A 17,158-nucleotide genomic window follows, 5' to 3' on the forward strand; every position below is an offset into this window, starting at 1 on the left:
CTTTAAAAAGAAGCTACATTTGCGCAATCATAAAAAATAACATGATGGAAGCAAAGACACCAGAACAATCTAAAACAATAATGACCGATATAGTTCTTCCTGGAGAAACTAATCCCTTAAATAACTTGTTTGGTGGTGAATTATTAGCACGCATGGACAGAGCAGCTAGTATTTCGGCAAGAAGACATTCCAGACGTATTGTTGTTACCGCTTCCGTAAATCATGTGGCATTTAACAGAGCCGTTCCGTTAGGTAGTGTTGTATCAGTCGAGGCTAAGGTTTCCAGAGCATTTAACACCTCAATGGAAGTGTTTATAGATGTTTGGATTGAAGACAGAGAATCTGGCGCCAGAACTAAGGCTAATGAAGCGATTTATACATTTGTTGCCGTTGATGAAACTGGAAAACCAATCGCTGTTCCTGAAGTGACTCCAGAAACTAACCTTGAAAAAGAACGTTATGATGCTGCTTTAAGAAGAAAACAATTAAGTTTACTGTTAGCAGGTAAAATGAAACCAAATGATGCTACCGAATTAAAGGCCTTATTTATTTAATTACATCTTGTAAATCCATTCTGATGGATTTAATGTATTAAGGTTTTGGTAAATAATGAAATTTAGAATGGTCTCACCATTTGAAGGGTTTGTAAAAACTTCTCCAATCTCTTGTTTTGTAGTTACTTTATCGCCTTCTTTTACATAGACTTTAGAAAGATTTTTATAGGCAGTTATATAATTTCCGTGACGAATCATTACTATTGGATTAGCATTTTTTATAACAATTATACTGCTTACCTCACCATTAAAAACGGCTTTTACCTTTGCTCCTTTTTCAGTAGCTATTCTCACACCATTACTTCTAATGGTCAGTGATTTATCAATAGGCGAAGGCTGCGATCCATATCTCAATGTTACAAGTCCTCTTTCAACTGGCCAAGGCAATTTTCCTTTGTTTGAAGCAAAATTCGACGCTAATACTTTCTCTTCAGGCGTTAAAGAAAATCCAGTTGATGTGGCTGGTTTTCCCGCTTTTTTATTCGACTTTACTATTGCTTCTCTAATAATTCTATCTATTTCCTTATCAATTCTGTCTGCTTCTTGTTGTTTCGTCCTAATTTGTGCAGCATAAACATTAATATTCTTCTTAATTGAAGCCATGAGTATTTCATGTTGCTTGCGCTCGTCTTCCAACGTTTTTTGTACAACTCTGTTCTCAGCTATTAACTTTTGCTTATCGTCTTTTTGTTTTAACAAACTCGCATTAATGCTTTGAAGTTCTTCACTTTTAGACTTTATTTCCTGCCCTTGTTGTTTTTGATGATCAGAATATTGCTTCATGTATTGTAAGCGCTTGTAAGCTTGCCTAAAATTGTTTGAAGACAATAAAAACATGATTCTACTTTGCTGATTTTTGCTTTTGTATGACTTCACAATCATTGCAGCATAATCTGCTTTAAGTGCCTTCAATTCATCACGAAGTTTAGTTATCTTCTTTTGATTTGAATTAATTTCCCTGGTTAATAAATTTGCTTGCTGATTGGTAACAGAAATTAAATTGTTAAGTACATTAATTTTATAATTGTAGTTTTCAATTAATGATAATTGAGACTTCTCTTTAGACTTGTTTTCTTGTTGAAGCTGATTAATTTTCTGGATTTCTTGTCGTAATTCTTGCCTGCGTTCTTCAAGTTCTTGTTGCTTTTTGCTTTGAGAAAACCCAAATGAGCCAACAAACAACAGTAAACCCAATACAAATTTAACTATGTGTTTTTTACTATTCATTAAAGCTTAATTTCTTGAAGTCCTGATGGAATTTTAAAAGGAAAACGTAAATCTTCATTCAAAGATACTGCTTTAAATTCCATCTCTAAAATCATTTCTTCTGTAGCTTCAACCGCAATTACTTTTATATGTTCCGGTATAATTTGTTTATCGACTTTTTGATACGATATATAATCAATTTGAAGATGTTTTTGCTCTTGTGGCTGGGAAATTTGTTGTGATGATATTTTAAAATGTGAAGGATTTATCAAGTAAAATAATTCAAAAAGAGCATTTTGATTCTTGGGCTGAAGTATGTATTCTTTTTCATTAACAGACAAATCAAATGCGTTGTCTTTTAAACCAAATAAAGCTTCACCTAACAATAAATTTTGAACTTTTTGAAAGTCTAACTCTGTTCCCAATAAATCACTTAAATATTTAAAATCCCCTTCAAAATACGTGTTATCCAATTTATTGTAATAGCTTATTTTATCTTGTGTTATTAATGCTTTTACAACCGTAATAGGCGATGACATTAATAAAATTTTCTTATCCTTTTCTATGCGCATATTAATGGTATAACCATTTTCTTTATCACCTTGGGAAATGTCAAGTTTCACACGAGCTGATAATGTTTTAAATGATGCCGCTTTTTGGGTGTTTTCTTTAATAAGTTGTTTAGTGGTTAAACTTAAATTGCTTGTGCTTGAATTTAAAATTTTAGAAGATTTACAACTAAACAAAATAAAAACAAAAAATAATATGACAACTGTAAAATGATTTTTATATCGCATAAACTCTTTTTAATTTGGGGTTTCTAATTGTTTAGCTTTATCACTAAACATTTTTGCTTTAGAAGCATTGTTCAACAATGTATAAGCAATACTTAATTGGTTATAAAAATCTATTTCCATTTTAGTGTCATCAATAATAAAATCCAATCCTGCTTCTAAAATATTGGCAGCTTCTTTACTTCTTTTTAATTCATTTAAAGCAACGCCATTAATTAAATAAATAATTGGTTGAGACGGATATTTATTGAGTGCATTATTGCTTTGTTCAACAGCCAAATCAAACTGTTTTAAATCTATATGCAACAACAAAACATTACGCAAAACAGCAAAGTTATCACTTTCAATAGATAAAGCCTGTTCATAATATTGAAGCGCATGTAATTTATCACCTTGAGATAAATAATATTGAGCAATTTCAATATCGGATTTAGAATTTTTAGTGTCGCCAGCTAAGGTAGTTGCTTCTACTAATGCAGGTTCATACTGAGGATTTTTTCCAACAAAAGCAACAAAATCTGAAAGCACTTTAAGTTTTGATTCTGGTTTTATTTGAGGACTTTTAATAACTATTTTCATAGATTCTATGGCTTTTTCAGCATCATTATCCTCTAAATAAAACTTATAAAGCGCTAAATGAACCAATTGCGATTTAGGGTTGACCTTTAGTAATTCTTTTGCTGTTTCAAAGGCTTTTTCGTTTTCATTATTCTCACTATACCTGTAAATTAACGCCAAATAATTAGCCTCTTTATCTGGATTATCATCAACACGTTTTTCTAAATTCTTAATTTGATCTTTCTTGCGTCCCGTTGCAGCATAAATTTGATTACGCATGTAATCTCTTGATGGTGAAATCCCTAATTCTTCATCTATTTCATCCAACAATTTTAAGGCATCATTATACTTTTTTGTTGAAATGTATAAGGCTACCAAATCCTCTCTATAATCAGGATGATAGCTTACAAGTTGCTTTAAGGTCTTTATAGCTTTATCAGACTCGTTTTGTTGCACATATAAACCATAAAGGGCATCTAAGTACCATTCGTTGTCTGGTTGCTTATTTACGGCCATTTTTAAAGCATCTTCTGCTGCACCAAAATTTTTAAGGTAAATATAATTTTTACCCAATTCAAAATATAAAACCGATTGAGAATTGTCCAATTCAATACATTTTAAAAGTGCTTCGACAGAGCGGTCATAATTTTCAATGCCTTTTTGTTTCAAAGCTTCAAAAAATAATTCTTGAAATTTATCATCTAAATCTCCTAAATCATCATTTGGTTTCTTATTAAAATCTACTTGAGCAAAATTACTCTGAGGAAAGAAAATCATTCCGAAGTAAAAAAGAAGTATGTAGATTTTATGTTTCAATTTAAGATGTATTGAATATGTTAATAAGGGCTCTTCAAAAGTTATTCCAAAACTGAATAATCTCCAAGACTTACTGCTTTAAAATTCCCATCATAAGATACATGATTGCCAATCATGGCATTTTCTAAATGAGCATTTTTAATGGTTGTATGTGTTTGAATTAAGCTGTCTTTAATTGTAGCATTTTCTATTTTACAATTATTACCGATTGAAACATTTGGGCCAATTGTTGAATTATTTAATACCACATTTTCACCAATAAAACATGGTTCTATAATTTTAGAATTTACTGTTTTGACAGATGATGCTATCATTTGTTCGTCTCCATCTGCTTGTAAAAACCCTAACATTCTAGCATTAGTTTCAACTGTTACTGCTTTATTCCCACAATCCATCCATTCATCAACCTGCCCTGTTTTAAACACTTTTCCTTTAGCCATCATGCCTTTAATACCATCATTAATTTGATATTCTCCGCCATTTACAATATTATTATCCAGAACATATTGCAATTCTTGTTTTAAAACGCCAACATCTTTAAAGTAGTATATTCCAATAACAGCTAAATCACTAATAAAGTCTTTTGGTTTTTCTACCAATTCAACAATCTCTTCTTTATTATTTAGTTTTACAACGCCATAAGCTTCTGGTTTATCTACCTGTTTTACCCAAATAACAGCATCTGCTTGAGGATCTAAAGTGAAATTAGCTCTAATAAGAGTATCTGCATAGGCAATAACCGCAGGACCAGATAATGATTCTTTAGCACACATAATGGCATGACCTGTGCCCAATGGCTGGTCTTGGCGATAAATAGATGCTTTGGCGCCTAAATTGTTTGCTAACTCTTTAAGGCTTTCAACAACATCGTCTCCAAAAAATGCAGGTTCTCCTAAAATAAAGGCTATTTCATCTATTGGTTCATTTAAAACTTTAGCAATATCCTTAACCAATCTGTGAACTATAGGCTGTCCAGCAACTGGTATTAATGGCTTTGGAACTGTTAAACTATGTGGTCTTAAACGAGAACCTCTTCCCGCCATGGGTACTATTATTTTCATATTATCCCCTCTTGATCTCCCCAAAGGGGAGAAACTTTTATGTTATTTTCTTATTTTAATTTCGTTATCAACTCCCCCTCCCTTTGGGAGGGTTGGGGAGGGATTATTTCACTCCCGTACTTCCAAAACCACCTTCTCCACGAGAAGTTTCAGAAAGCTCTTCGACATGAACCCACTCAGCTCGTTCGTGTTTTGCAATGACCAATTGTGCAATTCGTTCTCCATTTTCAATAATAAAGTCTTCATTTGAAAGATTGACTAAAATTACCCCTATTTCTCCTCTATAATCTGCATCAACTGTTCCTGGTGAATTAAGAACTGTAACTCCCTTTTTTGCGGCTAAACCACTTCTTGGACGCACTTGTGCTTCAAGCCCTATTGGTAATTCAATAAACAATCCTGTTTTTACAATGGTTCGGGCTAAAGGCTTTAACGTGATTGATTCAGAAATATTAGCTCTTAAATCCATTCCTGCCGAGGCAATTGTTTCATAACTTGGTAAATCGTGTGAAGACTTATTAATAATTTTTATTTGCATGTCATCGTTTTAATAATTTTTTTAATTCGCTATTTTCTAACAAAACAAAACTCCCCAAAAATAACAAAACTAAAACGGTGTTTATATAATAATTAGCATTTGTATTTAAACTGATAACAGAAAGTATTATCGCTAACATCAAATAGCCAGAAATTCTTTTAATATCATAGGGAACTGTATAAAATCTTTGACCAATTACGTAAGATAATATCATCATCATTCCATAAGCCGCTAAAGTTGCCCAGGCAGCTGCAATAAAACCTATTTTATTTATCATAACAACATTAAAGACTATGGTAATGATTGCTCCAACTATTGATAAATACATGCCATAAATAGTTTTATCTGTTAGCTTGTACCAAATAGCCAAATTAAAATAAATGCCTAAACATAGGTTGGCAAGTAAAACAATTGGAACGATGGTAATGGCTTCCCAATAACTTTCATCTTTAACTAATAACTCTTTAAATATATCCAGATAAGAAATTATAAAAACCAACATAAAACTGCCCACAATTACAAAGTATTTCATAATTAAAGCATAGGTCTGTTTTGCATTTATTTCTTTTGAATGAGAAAAGAAAAAAGGCTCAGCGCCCAAACGAAATGCCTGAATAAAAATGGTCATAAACATGGCTATTTTATAACAACCACTATAAGCTCCATTTATGTCTTTTCCCAATAAATAAGGAAGAATCCATTTATCAAAATTTTCATTTATTACATAAGCTAACCCAGCAACCATTATGGGCCATCCATAATTTAAAAGCTGTTTGAAAATAGACATGCTAAACTCTAATTTTGTTTTGAAGAAATAAGGAATCAGCATTAAAAAAGTAATAATACTTGCCATTAAATTGGCGATAAATATATATTGCACTAAATCTGATTTATCATACCCAGGAAAATCTATATTAAATTCAGGAATTGCCCATAAAAAGAAATAATTAAGCAAAACATAAATTACAATATTAGCTATTTTAATTGCTGCAAATTTTATTGGTCTTCCTGTGGCTCTCAAGTAGGCAAAAGGCGCTACTACAAGAGTATCTAACACCAATAAACCAACAAGTATTTTAAAATATTTTGGTGATATATTTAACCACCCGGAAAGTTCCTGATTAAAAATGATTACTACTACTAAAAATAAAATGGTGGAAATTGCCAAACTTATAAATGTAGTAGAAAACACCTTGTTTTTTTCTTCAGATTTATTGAAAAATCTAAAAAAAGAAGTTTCCATTCCATAGGTTAGTAGCACATTGAAAAAAGCAGCGTAAACGTAAAAAGTAGTATTGTCTGAGTAACTTGATGTTTCTAATTTCCCAGTATGAAGCGGGACTAATAAAAAGTTCATTAGACGTGGTAAAACCGTGGCTAAACCATAAATGATAGTGTCTTTAAAAAACTTTTTTAAAACGCTCAAGTAAGTAAGTTTTTATTCTGCTAAAAATACGTTTTTAGCAATTCTAAAACAAAAATACATTATTCCTTATTATTAGGCGAGCTTGGGTAGGCAAGTAATTCTTTTTTTCTAATGTTATCTATCTTAAAATATTTGATTTTATTTCCTTCTTTATAACTAATAACACACTGATTATCTTTTAAAACAAAAGGTGCTTTTTTAGGTAATTCCGGAACTTTATTACCATATTCAGCATTAGGGTCACTACTCATAACAGTATCACCTTTAGATTTCATAATTGAATTAAATCGACCTACAGCAAACATGTTATCTGTTAATTCGAGTTTAGCTACTTTTCCTTGAAAATAAACATTGTCTAATTCAATTTGATTTGATTCTGAAATAATTTGAATATAAATAATTGTACCAGAGCCTCCTTCTTTAACGCCTGAAACCCAATTTTGATAATAAACATCTCCAATTTGGGAAGGCAATGAAGTTTGTAATTTTTGGGCGCTGCTGCATTGAGAAATTATAATTGCTATAAAAAACGTTATAATGAAGAAACCAATCTTTTTAAAATAGCTCATAACAGTTTACTTAATATTAATAAAGATAATATTTCAAAATTGATGCCATAAAAAAGCCTCACAAAATTGTGAGGCTAAAATTATTTGGGCGCTGAAACAAATTCAGCAAGTTTTTAATTATTTAAAGCTTCTGCACCACCAACAATCTCAAGGATTTCATTAGTAATAGCAGCCTGACGTGCTTTGTTGTAAGTCAATTTAAGCTGATCTCTTAATTCTGTTGCGTTATCTGTTGCTTTATGCATCGCAGTCATACGAGCACCATGTTCACTTGCAAAAGAGTCCCTAATACCTTTATATAACTGTGTTTTTAATGACTTAGGAATTAATTGCTCAACGATTTCAACCTTTGATGGTTCAAAAATATAATCTAAGTTCACATTTGCATCGTTTTGAACTGGAACAATTGGCAAAAATTGTTCTGTCATAACTTCTTGAGTTGCTGCGTTTTTAAACTTATTGTAAACAATCTCAATTTTATCAAACTCTCCAGAAACAAATTTATCCATTAAAGTTTCAGCAACCTCAGCAACATTATCAAAAGTTAAATTGTCAAAAAGAGAACTATTGTTGGCAATAACAATCTTTTTCTTAGAAAAAGCATCATTTCCTTTCTTTCCCATAGCTAAAATTGAAACTTTTTTTCCAGCATATTCATTATCAATTAAACTTTGGGTTTGTTTAATAATGTTAGAATTAAAAGCCCCACACAATCCTCTATTTGAAGTTATTGGAACAATTAATACATTTTTTACTTCTCTTTGAGTAGAAAATTTACTTCCAGAATCAGCATCTAAAGTTGCACTTAGGCCTTGTAATAGTTCCGTTAATTTATCGGCATAAGGACGCATAGCAGTAATGGCATCTTGAGCCTTCTTTAACTTTGCAGCAGATACCATTTTCATGGCACTGGTAATTTGCATCGTTGAAGATACCGATGTTATTCTATTACGTATTTCTTTTAAGTTTGCCATATGTTAGTTGTTAGTATTGAGTATTCAGTAGCAAGTTAATAACTCACTACTCAAACTAAAATCTAATTATGCTTTATATTTACTTGATAAATCTTTTGCTACAGCTGTTAATGTATCTGTAACTTCATCAGTTAATTTTCCTGCTTTCAAATCTGCCAATACATTTGCATGTTTAGCTTTTAAGAATTCTAAATAATCTCTTTCAAACTCTTTTATTTTTTCAACAGGCACATTTCTTAATAAGTTTTTTGAACCTGCATAAATAATAGCCGTTTGGTCTTCAACTTTAAAAGGGTCATTTTGAGCTTGTTTTAAAATCTCAACGTTACGCTTTCCTTTTTCAATTACATTTAATGTAACAGCATCTAAATCTGAACCAAACTTAGCAAACGCTTCTAATTCACGATATTGCGCTTGATCTAATTTTAAAGTTCCAGCTACTTTTTTCATGGATTTAATCTGAGCATTACCCCCAACACGTGATACCGAAATACCTACGTTGATTGCTGGACGTACACCAGAGTTAAATAAATCTCCATCTAAGAAAATTTGTCCGTCTGTAATAGAAATTACGTTTGTTGGAATATATGCTGAAACGTCTCCTGCTTGAGTTTCAATAATAGGTAACGCAGTTAATGAACCCCCTCCTTTAACCATTGGTTTTAATGAATCGGGAAGATCGTTCATGTTTTTAGCAATATCATCATCATTAATAATTTTTGCAGCACGCTCTAATAAACGAGAGTGTAAATAGAAAACGTCTCCAGGGTACGCCTCACGTCCTGGTGGACGACGTAATAATAATGACACCTCACGGTATGCTACTGCTTGTTTAGATAAATCATCATAAATGATTAATGCAGGGCGACCAGAGTCTCTAAAATACTCACCAATTGCAGCACCTGCCATTGGAGCATAAACTTGCATTGGAGCAGGATCTGATGCATTAGCTGCAACAATAGTTGTATAAGCCAATGCGCCTCTGTCTTCTAAAGTTTTAGCAATGTTTGCAACTGTAGATGCTTTTTGACCAATAGCTACATATATACAATATACAGGTTTTCCTGCATCGTAAAATTCTTTTTGATTTAAGATGGTATCAATACAAACTGTAGTTTTTCCAGTTTGACGGTCACCAATAACCAATTCACGTTGTCCACGACCTACAGGAATCATTGCATCGATAGATTTAATACCTGTTTGTAATGGCTCGGTTACTGGCTCACGGAAAATAACACCTGGCGCTTTACGCTCTAAAGGCATTTCGTAAGTTTTCCCTGCAATAGCACCTTTACCATCAATTGGAGTTCCTAAAGTATCTACAACACGTCCAACAATTCCTTCTCCAACATTAATAGAAGCAATTCGACCAGTACGCTTAACTGTAGATCCTTCTTTAATACCTACTGAAGGCCCTAATAATACTATACCAACATTATCTTCTTCAAGGTTAAGTACAATACCTTCTAAACCGCCTTCAAACTCAACTAATTCTCCATATTGAACATTTGAAAGTCCGTAAGCACGTACAATACCATCACCAACAGTTAACACTGTTCCCACTTCGTCTAATGACGCTGATGCATCAAATCCTGCAAGTTGTTGTTTTAAGATTGCTGATACTTCAGCTGGTTTTACTTCTGCCATCTTATAATTAATTTAATGTAAATTCTCTTTTTAATTTGTTAAGTTTATCGGAAACACTTGCGTTATATTGCTTGTCTCCAACTCTAAGGATAAAACCACCTAAAATAGTTTCATCTATTATGCTTTCAAGTTTTACTTCTTTATTTGTTAGCTCTTTCACTTTAGCAAGCACTTTTGCTTCCAACTCTTTAGTCATTGGAATTGCTGTGGTTACTTTTGCGACTTGTTTTCCATTTAGCACATCAAACAATATGCTGTAATGTATTGCAATATCATTTAAAATGTTTACTCTTTTATTAGAAATTAAAACATCAAACAAGTTTGTGCTAATTTCATTAAGATTAGGAAAAATAGCTAATAAAGTTGCTTTTTTGGTTTCAGATTTAATTACAGCGTTGTTAAGCATATCGCCTAACTCAATATTTTCTGCAATGGTTTTAGCCATTAACTTCATATCATTATTTACTGCTTCTGCTTTATTTCTGTCTGTAGCCAAACTTAAAACTGCTTTTGCGTAACGTATTGCTGCTCTTGCTCCTGCCATTTATTGTTAGTTTAATTTTGCTTCACCTAACATAGACTCAACCAATTTTACTTGTTTGTCTTTGTTTGATAATTCTTCACGCACTACTTTTTCTGCAATCTCGATTGATAAACTTGCTACTTGAGCCTTCAATTCAGCAATTGCTGCTTTCTTTTCAGTTTCAATTGCAGCCTGAGCTTGTTCAATTAACTTTCCTGCAGCAGATTTAGCTTCGTCTTTAGCGTCTTCAATCATTTTATTTTTCATGTCGCGTGCATCTTTCAACATAGTTTCACGCTCTGCTCTTGCTTCTTTTAACAATTTTTGGTTGTCTGCTTGAAGATTTTGCATTTCTAATTTTGCTTTTTCAGCAGCATCCAATGCATTTTTAATACCTTCTTCTCTATCGTTAACTGAATCTAAAATAGGTTTCCAAGCGAATTTTTTAAGCAATAAAATAAGTGCTATAAAGAGTATTGCTTGCCAAATAAACAACCCTAAAGAAAATCCTCCAAATAATTCTTCCATAATAAATTATATTTCTAAAAAACTCTGTTTAATTTAAAGAACAGCTATAACCAACCGTTAAAGCTGTTCTTTTGTGTGTTTTACTTTGCAAATAAAGCTGCAAAGGCAATACCTTCAATCAACGCTGCTGCAATAAGCATAGCGGTTTGAATTTTTCCAGTAGCTTCTGGTTGACGTGCAATAGCTTCCATAGCTGAACCACCAATCTTACCGATTCCGATTCCTGCTCCTATTACGATTAAACCTGCTCCAACGATTTCAGGAATATTTCCCATAATATATATATAATTAAAAATTAAACATTCAATTTTGATTCCCAATATTGGGAATGGCACTCTTTATTATTTAATGTGCTTCATCATGGTGCTCTTCAACCGCCATACCAAAGTATAAGGCAGAAAGCACAGTGAAAATATAGGCTTGTAATACTGCTACTAACAGTTCTAAAATTGCTAATACAAACGCTAAAACAAACGATAATGAGGAACCAATCCAGTTATTAAAAATAAACATCATTCCAATGATACTCATTAACACAATATGTCCAGCTGTAATGTTCGCATACAAACGAATCATTAACGCAAATGGTTTTATAAAAGTTCCTAATAATTCAATAGGTGCTAAAATAATTTTCATAGGAACAGGAACTCCCGGCATCCAGAAGATGTGTTTCCAATAGTTTTTGTTTCCAGAAAATGTTGTGATAATATATGTAATAAGAGCCAAACATAAGGTTACAGCTATGTTATTGGTAACATTCATTCCTATTGGTGTTAAACCAAAAAGATTCACGACCCAAACAAAGAAAAATACAGTTAACAAATAACTCATATATTTTTTATAGTGCTTTTCACCAATATTAGGAATTGCAATTTCATCCCTTACATATAGCACTATTGGTTCTAAGATACGACCTATTCCTTTTGGCAACCCATTGTTGCTTTTATAAGCTTTTGCCATGCGACTAAACATAAAAAACAAAATAGCAAATACCATAAAAATCAAAACAACATTTTTTGTAATTGAGAAATCTAGTGGTTTTTCATTGGTAGCGTGGTGGTGTTCATCTTCATTTATCTCTCCATTCGGGCCATCAACTTTATAAATTTTTGAATGATAAACTTTATAATGATTACCTCCAACTTCAGCTACTTCTTCTCCATGATGAAATTTAGAAGATAAAAACACTTTTAAACCATTATCCCAAAGTATTACAGGTAAAGGAAACCCAACATGCTTAGTCTCACCTTGATCTGTTGTATATGAATACAATCCAAAATCATAAGAGTCCTTTAAGTGATGCAGAATATATTCTTTTATTTCTGCTTCTTTATCAGTTTTTGTCCCTTCAAGTAATTGTTCTTCTGTATGACCTTCTTGCCCATACGACATAAAGGTTAATAAAAACAGGAATAATGTAATTGATTTTAAATATGTTTTTACACGCATATCACTCTAACTAATAGTGGCTTAAAAATTCCTGCAAAGGTATGGTTTTATCTCAAAAACAAAAATAAATTTTTATTTTATTTCAAAGGTTTGATTTGATAGATATTGGGCAACTTTTAATCTAACTTATTTAGCCATTTAACAAGGCTAATTGTTTCTAAAATCAAACCTAAACCATAAGGCACAAAAAAAGCGGCAAACTCTAATTTAGAAATGTGATTGTCAAGCTTAAAAAAAGGATAGAAAACAACAAAAAACACACCGAATTTTAATGCGCTTCCTGCTATAAATAAAAACCCCAACTGGTCTTTAAATTTTTTTTTGGAAAGATATAAGAGTCCAAAAATAATAACAACCAATAGCAGGTTAACAACGTATGATAGTACAATTTTATTTTCAAAAAGTGGTAGTTGAAAAACGTTTAAAACTGCAACATGAATACAAAAAGCAACTGTTAAAACAACCGTTGCCTTTATGGCAAAACGTATAAAAAGATTACTCATTAATATTTTATTCTATTAACTTGCTTAATAACTGCGTATAAAGAAATTCCTACTCCTAATAGTGTCATGATAATTATAAAAAGTTTGTCTCCGTTGTTAAATTTAGTGTCTAGCCATTTTCCTAAAATCACAAATAAATAGATAGTAACACCCATTTGAATTGTAATTCCAGAAAGAGCCGCAACATTTTTAAGCTGTTTTCCCGGTTTCTTGCTCTCTTTGTTGTCCACCTTTATTCATTTCTTTAACAGTTCCTTTCATAATACATGTTACATTAAATGCAGCGCCAGGTTCAACAGCAAGTTTGCCAACAACAACCTCTCCGTCAATGTGTGCAGTTGATTTTAAAGTTAGTATGCCAGATAAGCTTAACTTTCCAGAAAATTTCCCTTCAAAATGAGCATCGGTACCTTGTAATGTTCCTTTTATAAAACCAGATTTACCTACAACAACTTTTCCAGTTGTTTTAATATTTCCTTCTACGGTTCCGTCTATTCTAAAATCACCTTCACTATTAAAATCTCCGTTAATTTTGGTTCCTTGGGCAATAATATTTTGACTCGATGTTGATTCTTCCATGTGTTTAGATTTTTTATTATCAGTAAACATAATTTTGCTATTAATTTAGTTATTATCAGTGTTTAAATAATCCTCCAAATTTTTATGGATTTGAATGATTTGGTAATTAGGTGAGGATATAACAAAAAACAGTTTTTTAATTTTGTTTTTATCTTCTTTAATAAAGAGTTGGTCAAAAGTTTTAGCAACTACTTTGTTTTTTAATCCATGAACAATTACAAACGTTGTGTCTGGATTGTACACATCAACCGATGATGACAAATCATAATATTTAATGTTTTTTAAAACCTTATTTAAAGTATCCTTGAAAGTGTTTATTTCTGATGTTTCAGCTTTGTTAAATTGGAAAACCACTTTGTAATTATTAGCAACACTATCTAATACAAATTCTTTGCTTTGAACACTTGGCAACATTTTAGTTTCAATCTCTTGAGCTTGTTGTCCTTCGGGAGTATTGGCATATGTTATTGCTATATAATTGATGGCTTTTTTATATGGTTCAAAGCCATATAAACGTCCTGTAGCAGTTGCTTTTAAAAGTTCTAATTTAGGAACAATTGGTTCGCCATCAAAAGCGTTTATATACGTTTCGCATTTAGCTATTACCTGAGCATATTCCTGATTTTCGTGTTGCTGATAAATACTTTCATATACATTTTCCGGACTATTTTCATCTTTTAAAGTTGCCAATTCTGGATTACTTAAAATAGTGGCATATCTGGAATCTGGAAAGTTTGAAATAATATCGTTTTTAGCTATTGATACTTCATCGGCTTGCCCCAATAATTCGTAAATTTTGTATAAATTATATTTTGAAGGCAGTATTAGTCTGTCTTCTGGGTTGCTTTCAAGAACTGTTTCAAACTTGCTTTTAGCCAATTCATATTCTTTAAACTTTTCTTTATAAATCAATCCCAATTGGTAATAGGCATAGTTTCTTTCTTTAGAGATACTATCAATTTCTTTTGTTTCGGTTGGAATTTTTGAAATATAAAATTCTGGGTTGTATAATTCATCCGCGGTTGCGTCAGCAAATACTTCATTGTTTGAAACCGCTGCATTAGTATTTGATTTCCCTTTACTTGACCATCTCCAATCGTCTTCTAAGGCCCTGTTTCCCCAAATTTTCACAAATTCATTTTTACCGTAAGCAACTGTTGTTGGATTATAAAAATAAAACATGCTTTCTTGATTAGGTAAACCACCTCTTGGAGTCATTGGGTTTGTTCCGCCAGGTGTATTATTAACGGTGATTAATCCTGTATTTTGTTTCGCTGTTTCTTGTTTTTGTTTTTCTTCTTCAGCTTTAACTTTTAATTTTTCAATATAAGTTTCAAAAAATGAAATTCTATCTTCTTCTGATAAATTGACCAAGTTTAAAATACTATCGTTAACCTGAGCAATCCCTTCATAATAAATAACATCTTCAAGGTTATCTTTTTTGCGTTTTATAATACGATATGGTTTTGAGTCGACCACTAAATTAGTCATGGTACTATCGTAATAAGCACCGGCTTCTTTATAAATAGAATTATCAAAACTAATATCTCCAAGAATTTGATAGTTTCTAGCCATTAACTGTTTGTCTCTGGAGTTGGTGCGTAATGACTTATTGTAATATGAAACAGCTAAATATTCCGATTTATTATTTCTATGATATTCACCTATTTGGTGATATATTTTATCTAAAAATGGTCTGTTTTCTCTATCTTCTTCAAGCTTGGTTAATAATTCTAAACAAGCTGTTTTATCGCCATGTTCATAGTCGAAATTTTTGATTTTTTCCAGTTGGGCACTTATCAAATAAATTCGAGGCGTTTTTCTGTTAAGTTCAATAACCTTATCAAAAGCGATGTTAGCGCTGTCTTTATAGCCCAATGTATTATAAAGCTGCCCTTGAATAAAACGATATCTGCCAACCTCATCATTACTTTTAGTTGCATTGGCTGCGATTTCTAATTGCGTGATGGCACTATCGACAGATTTTGTGTTTAAATAAGCCTGGGCTAACATGGATGTAGCATCAGCCAAATCCTGACTGCTTAACTCTTCTCTTTCTAAAAGACGTTTTAAGTTTTTTATTGCCAACTCATCATTATCAAGGCGGATATTGGTTTTTTCTCTCCAAATTTTTGCTTGATTAATTTTATCACTTGCCGGATATTTATAAAGAATGTAGTTAAAAGCTTCTAATGCGGGCACAAAACGTTGATCAAAATATCGCGCTTTTCCTAAAAGCAAGTAAGCTTCATCAATTTGCGGGTTTCTTTCTTTCCCCTGAAGATTCATACTGTGCTTTTGAATGGCTTTTACAGCTTTTTCCTCTGCTCTGTTGAAATTTTCATTTTTAGATTGACCAGGAAGTATAATCTCTTCACTAATCTGCATACGCTCTATGGGTAAAATATCCCAATAATTATCACTGTATGCATCATTAAGTGTTTTTCTGCCTTCTTCTAAAGCTAAATAGCCATTATAAAGTGCATTATATTCTGCAGTAACAGCATGAAAATTGCGGTTTATAAAACTGTTTTTTTTTTGTGAACAACTAGTTACAAAAACAGAAGATACAACTATTATTAGTATGAATTTGAATGATGTTTTCAATACCTGTCTATTTAGTCTAATAAATAACTATAAACTCTTACATATATTATGTAAAAGGTAAAAATAAGCATCTTTTTTGATTAACCTATAAAACCTAGCGACTTTTGGATAAAGTGCTAACTAGCAAAGTGAGCTTCTAGTTCTTTTAGAGTTGCCTCATTAGTAGCAAGATCTTTTATAATTTCTCCTTTTTCAAGAACTACAATGCGTTCGCAAACATCTGTAACATGCATTAAATCATGACTTGAAATGAGCACGGTTACGCCTTTTGTTTCGGCAAGCTCTTTTATAATTTGTTTTAATCGAATTTGTGTTGTTGGATCTAAATTAGCAAAAGGTTCGTCTAAAACAATAACTTCTGGGTTGCCTATTAAAGCTGCCACAATGCCTGCTTTTTTCTGGTTTCCTTTACTTAAATCGCGCAGGTATTTTTTCTGGTTTAAAATTTCTCCGTGAAAGAAATCTTCAAATTGAGCTAATAATGCATCTACATCTGCCTTATTTTGATTTCGTAATTCTCCTATGAAATAGAAGTATTCTTCAGCGGTTAAATAACCTATTAAAAAACTTTCGTCAATAAAAGATGATGTAAAAGGTTTCCAGTCTTCACTTTCATTAACAAGAATTTCGTTGTTTTTAATATATCCTGATGTTGGCTGAATTAAATCTAAAAGCAAGCTGAAAAAAGTGGTTTTGCCGGCACCATTATTTCCTACTAAACCAAAACTTTGACCTTTTGGAATGTCAAGTGATTCAATGTTTAAAACTAGATTGGTATTATATTTTTTGGAAAGATTTGATGTTGTTATCATAACTTAAACAAATT

19 protein-coding genes are annotated in these 17,158 nt (G+C 31.9%); 1 reads left to right on the plus strand and 18 read right to left on the minus strand.

What is annotated here, in order from left to right; genetic code table 11:
• The first annotated feature begins 44 nt into the window (after window positions 1-44).
• Window positions 45-554 (plus strand): acyl-CoA thioesterase, encoded by a 510-nt coding sequence (locus tag V8G69_RS02035; protein WP_394880181.1) that lies wholly within the window; start codon window positions 45-47, stop codon window positions 552-554.
• Here V8G69_RS02035 and V8G69_RS02040 read toward each other — a convergent pair whose 3' ends face one another.
• The 18 genes from V8G69_RS02040 to V8G69_RS02125 all read right to left on the minus strand — a co-directional run bounded on the left by V8G69_RS02040 (window position 555) and on the right by V8G69_RS02125 (window position 17,144).
• Window positions 555-1,781 carry a murein hydrolase activator EnvC family protein gene (locus V8G69_RS02040; RefSeq protein ID WP_394880041.1) on the minus strand — a complete coding sequence of 409 codons (1,227 nt, stop codon included), beginning with the start codon at window positions 1,779-1,781 and terminating at the stop codon, window positions 555-557.
• On the minus strand, window positions 1,781-2,557 hold the full coding sequence (locus tag V8G69_RS02045; RefSeq protein WP_394880042.1) for a DUF4292 domain-containing protein: 777 nt from the start codon (window positions 2,555-2,557) through the stop codon (window positions 1,781-1,783). Before V8G69_RS02045 ends, V8G69_RS02040 begins: the two co-directional genes overlap by 1 nt.
• Window positions 2,558-2,566: 9 nt before the next feature.
• Window positions 2,567-3,928, minus strand: a complete 1,362-nt coding sequence (locus V8G69_RS02050) for a tetratricopeptide repeat protein (RefSeq protein ID WP_394880043.1) — start codon at window positions 3,926-3,928, stop codon at window positions 2,567-2,569.
• Between the two features lie 41 nt (window positions 3,929-3,969).
• The gene (locus V8G69_RS02055; protein WP_394880044.1) at window positions 3,970-4,989 is read right to left on the minus strand and encodes a sugar phosphate nucleotidyltransferase; all 1,020 of its coding nucleotides are present in this window, start codon (window positions 4,987-4,989) and stop codon (window positions 3,970-3,972) included.
• A 103-nt stretch (window positions 4,990-5,092) separates the two neighbouring features.
• Window positions 5,093-5,527 carry a dUTP diphosphatase gene (gene dut / locus V8G69_RS02060; RefSeq protein ID WP_394880045.1) on the minus strand — a complete coding sequence of 145 codons (435 nt, stop codon included), beginning with the start codon at window positions 5,525-5,527 and terminating at the stop codon, window positions 5,093-5,095.
• Between the two features lies 1 nt (window position 5,528).
• Window positions 5,529-6,953: a lipopolysaccharide biosynthesis protein gene (locus V8G69_RS02065; RefSeq protein WP_394880046.1), complete on the minus strand. Its 1,425-nt coding sequence runs from the start codon at window positions 6,951-6,953 to the stop codon at window positions 5,529-5,531.
• 59 nt (window positions 6,954-7,012) lie between these two features.
• Window positions 7,013-7,522 carry a hypothetical protein gene (locus V8G69_RS02070; protein ID WP_394880047.1) on the minus strand — a complete coding sequence of 170 codons (510 nt, stop codon included), beginning with the start codon at window positions 7,520-7,522 and terminating at the stop codon, window positions 7,013-7,015.
• Window positions 7,523-7,635: 113 nt separating this feature from the next.
• Window positions 7,636-8,496, minus strand: a complete 861-nt coding sequence (atpG, locus tag V8G69_RS02075; protein WP_394880048.1) for an ATP synthase F1 subunit gamma — start codon at window positions 8,494-8,496, stop codon at window positions 7,636-7,638.
• A gap of 66 nt (window positions 8,497-8,562) precedes the next feature.
• Entirely contained in the window at window positions 8,563-10,143 is a 1,581-nt protein-coding gene (gene atpA, locus V8G69_RS02080) for a F0F1 ATP synthase subunit alpha (RefSeq protein ID WP_394880049.1), read from the minus strand.
• Window positions 10,144-10,150: 7 nt separating this feature from the next.
• Window positions 10,151-10,687, minus strand: coding sequence for an ATP synthase F1 subunit delta (gene atpH, locus V8G69_RS02085; RefSeq protein ID WP_394880050.1), 537 nt, complete (start codon window positions 10,685-10,687; stop codon window positions 10,151-10,153).
• A 6-nt stretch (window positions 10,688-10,693) separates the two neighbouring features.
• Complete coding sequence (locus tag V8G69_RS02090; RefSeq protein ID WP_394880051.1) at window positions 10,694-11,194, minus strand: F0F1 ATP synthase subunit B; 501 nt, start codon at window positions 11,192-11,194, stop codon at window positions 10,694-10,696.
• 80 nt (window positions 11,195-11,274) lie between these two features.
• The gene (atpE, locus tag V8G69_RS02095) at window positions 11,275-11,469 is read right to left on the minus strand and encodes an ATP synthase F0 subunit C (RefSeq protein ID WP_394880052.1); all 195 of its coding nucleotides are present in this window, start codon (window positions 11,467-11,469) and stop codon (window positions 11,275-11,277) included.
• Window positions 11,470-11,539: 70 nt separating this feature from the next.
• Complete coding sequence (gene atpB, locus V8G69_RS02100; protein WP_394880054.1) at window positions 11,540-12,643, minus strand: F0F1 ATP synthase subunit A; 1,104 nt, start codon at window positions 12,641-12,643, stop codon at window positions 11,540-11,542.
• 116 nt (window positions 12,644-12,759) lie between these two features.
• Window positions 12,760-13,146, minus strand: a complete 387-nt coding sequence (locus V8G69_RS02105) for a hypothetical protein (protein WP_394880055.1) — start codon at window positions 13,144-13,146, stop codon at window positions 12,760-12,762.
• A complete protein-coding gene (locus tag V8G69_RS02110; RefSeq protein WP_394880057.1) occupies window positions 13,146-13,376 on the minus strand; it encodes an AtpZ/AtpI family protein in 231 nt (76 codons plus the stop codon). Before V8G69_RS02110 ends, V8G69_RS02105 begins: the two co-directional genes overlap by 1 nt.
• Window positions 13,336-13,755 carry a polymer-forming cytoskeletal protein gene (locus V8G69_RS02115; RefSeq protein WP_394880058.1) on the minus strand — a complete coding sequence of 140 codons (420 nt, stop codon included), beginning with the start codon at window positions 13,753-13,755 and terminating at the stop codon, window positions 13,336-13,338. The genes V8G69_RS02110 and V8G69_RS02115 overlap by 41 nt, the downstream gene beginning before the upstream one ends.
• A 15-nt stretch (window positions 13,756-13,770) precedes the next feature.
• Window positions 13,771-16,332 (minus strand): hypothetical protein, encoded by a 2,562-nt coding sequence (locus V8G69_RS02120; RefSeq protein ID WP_394880060.1) that lies wholly within the window; start codon window positions 16,330-16,332, stop codon window positions 13,771-13,773.
• 116 nt (window positions 16,333-16,448) lie between these two features.
• On the minus strand, window positions 16,449-17,144 hold the full coding sequence (locus V8G69_RS02125) for an ABC transporter ATP-binding protein (protein ID WP_394880062.1): 696 nt from the start codon (window positions 17,142-17,144) through the stop codon (window positions 16,449-16,451).
• Window positions 17,145-17,158 lie beyond the last annotated feature (14 nt).

The organism is Gaetbulibacter sp. M235, from assembly GCF_043876835.1.
GTDB lineage: Bacteria > Bacteroidota > Bacteroidia > Flavobacteriales > Flavobacteriaceae > Yeosuana.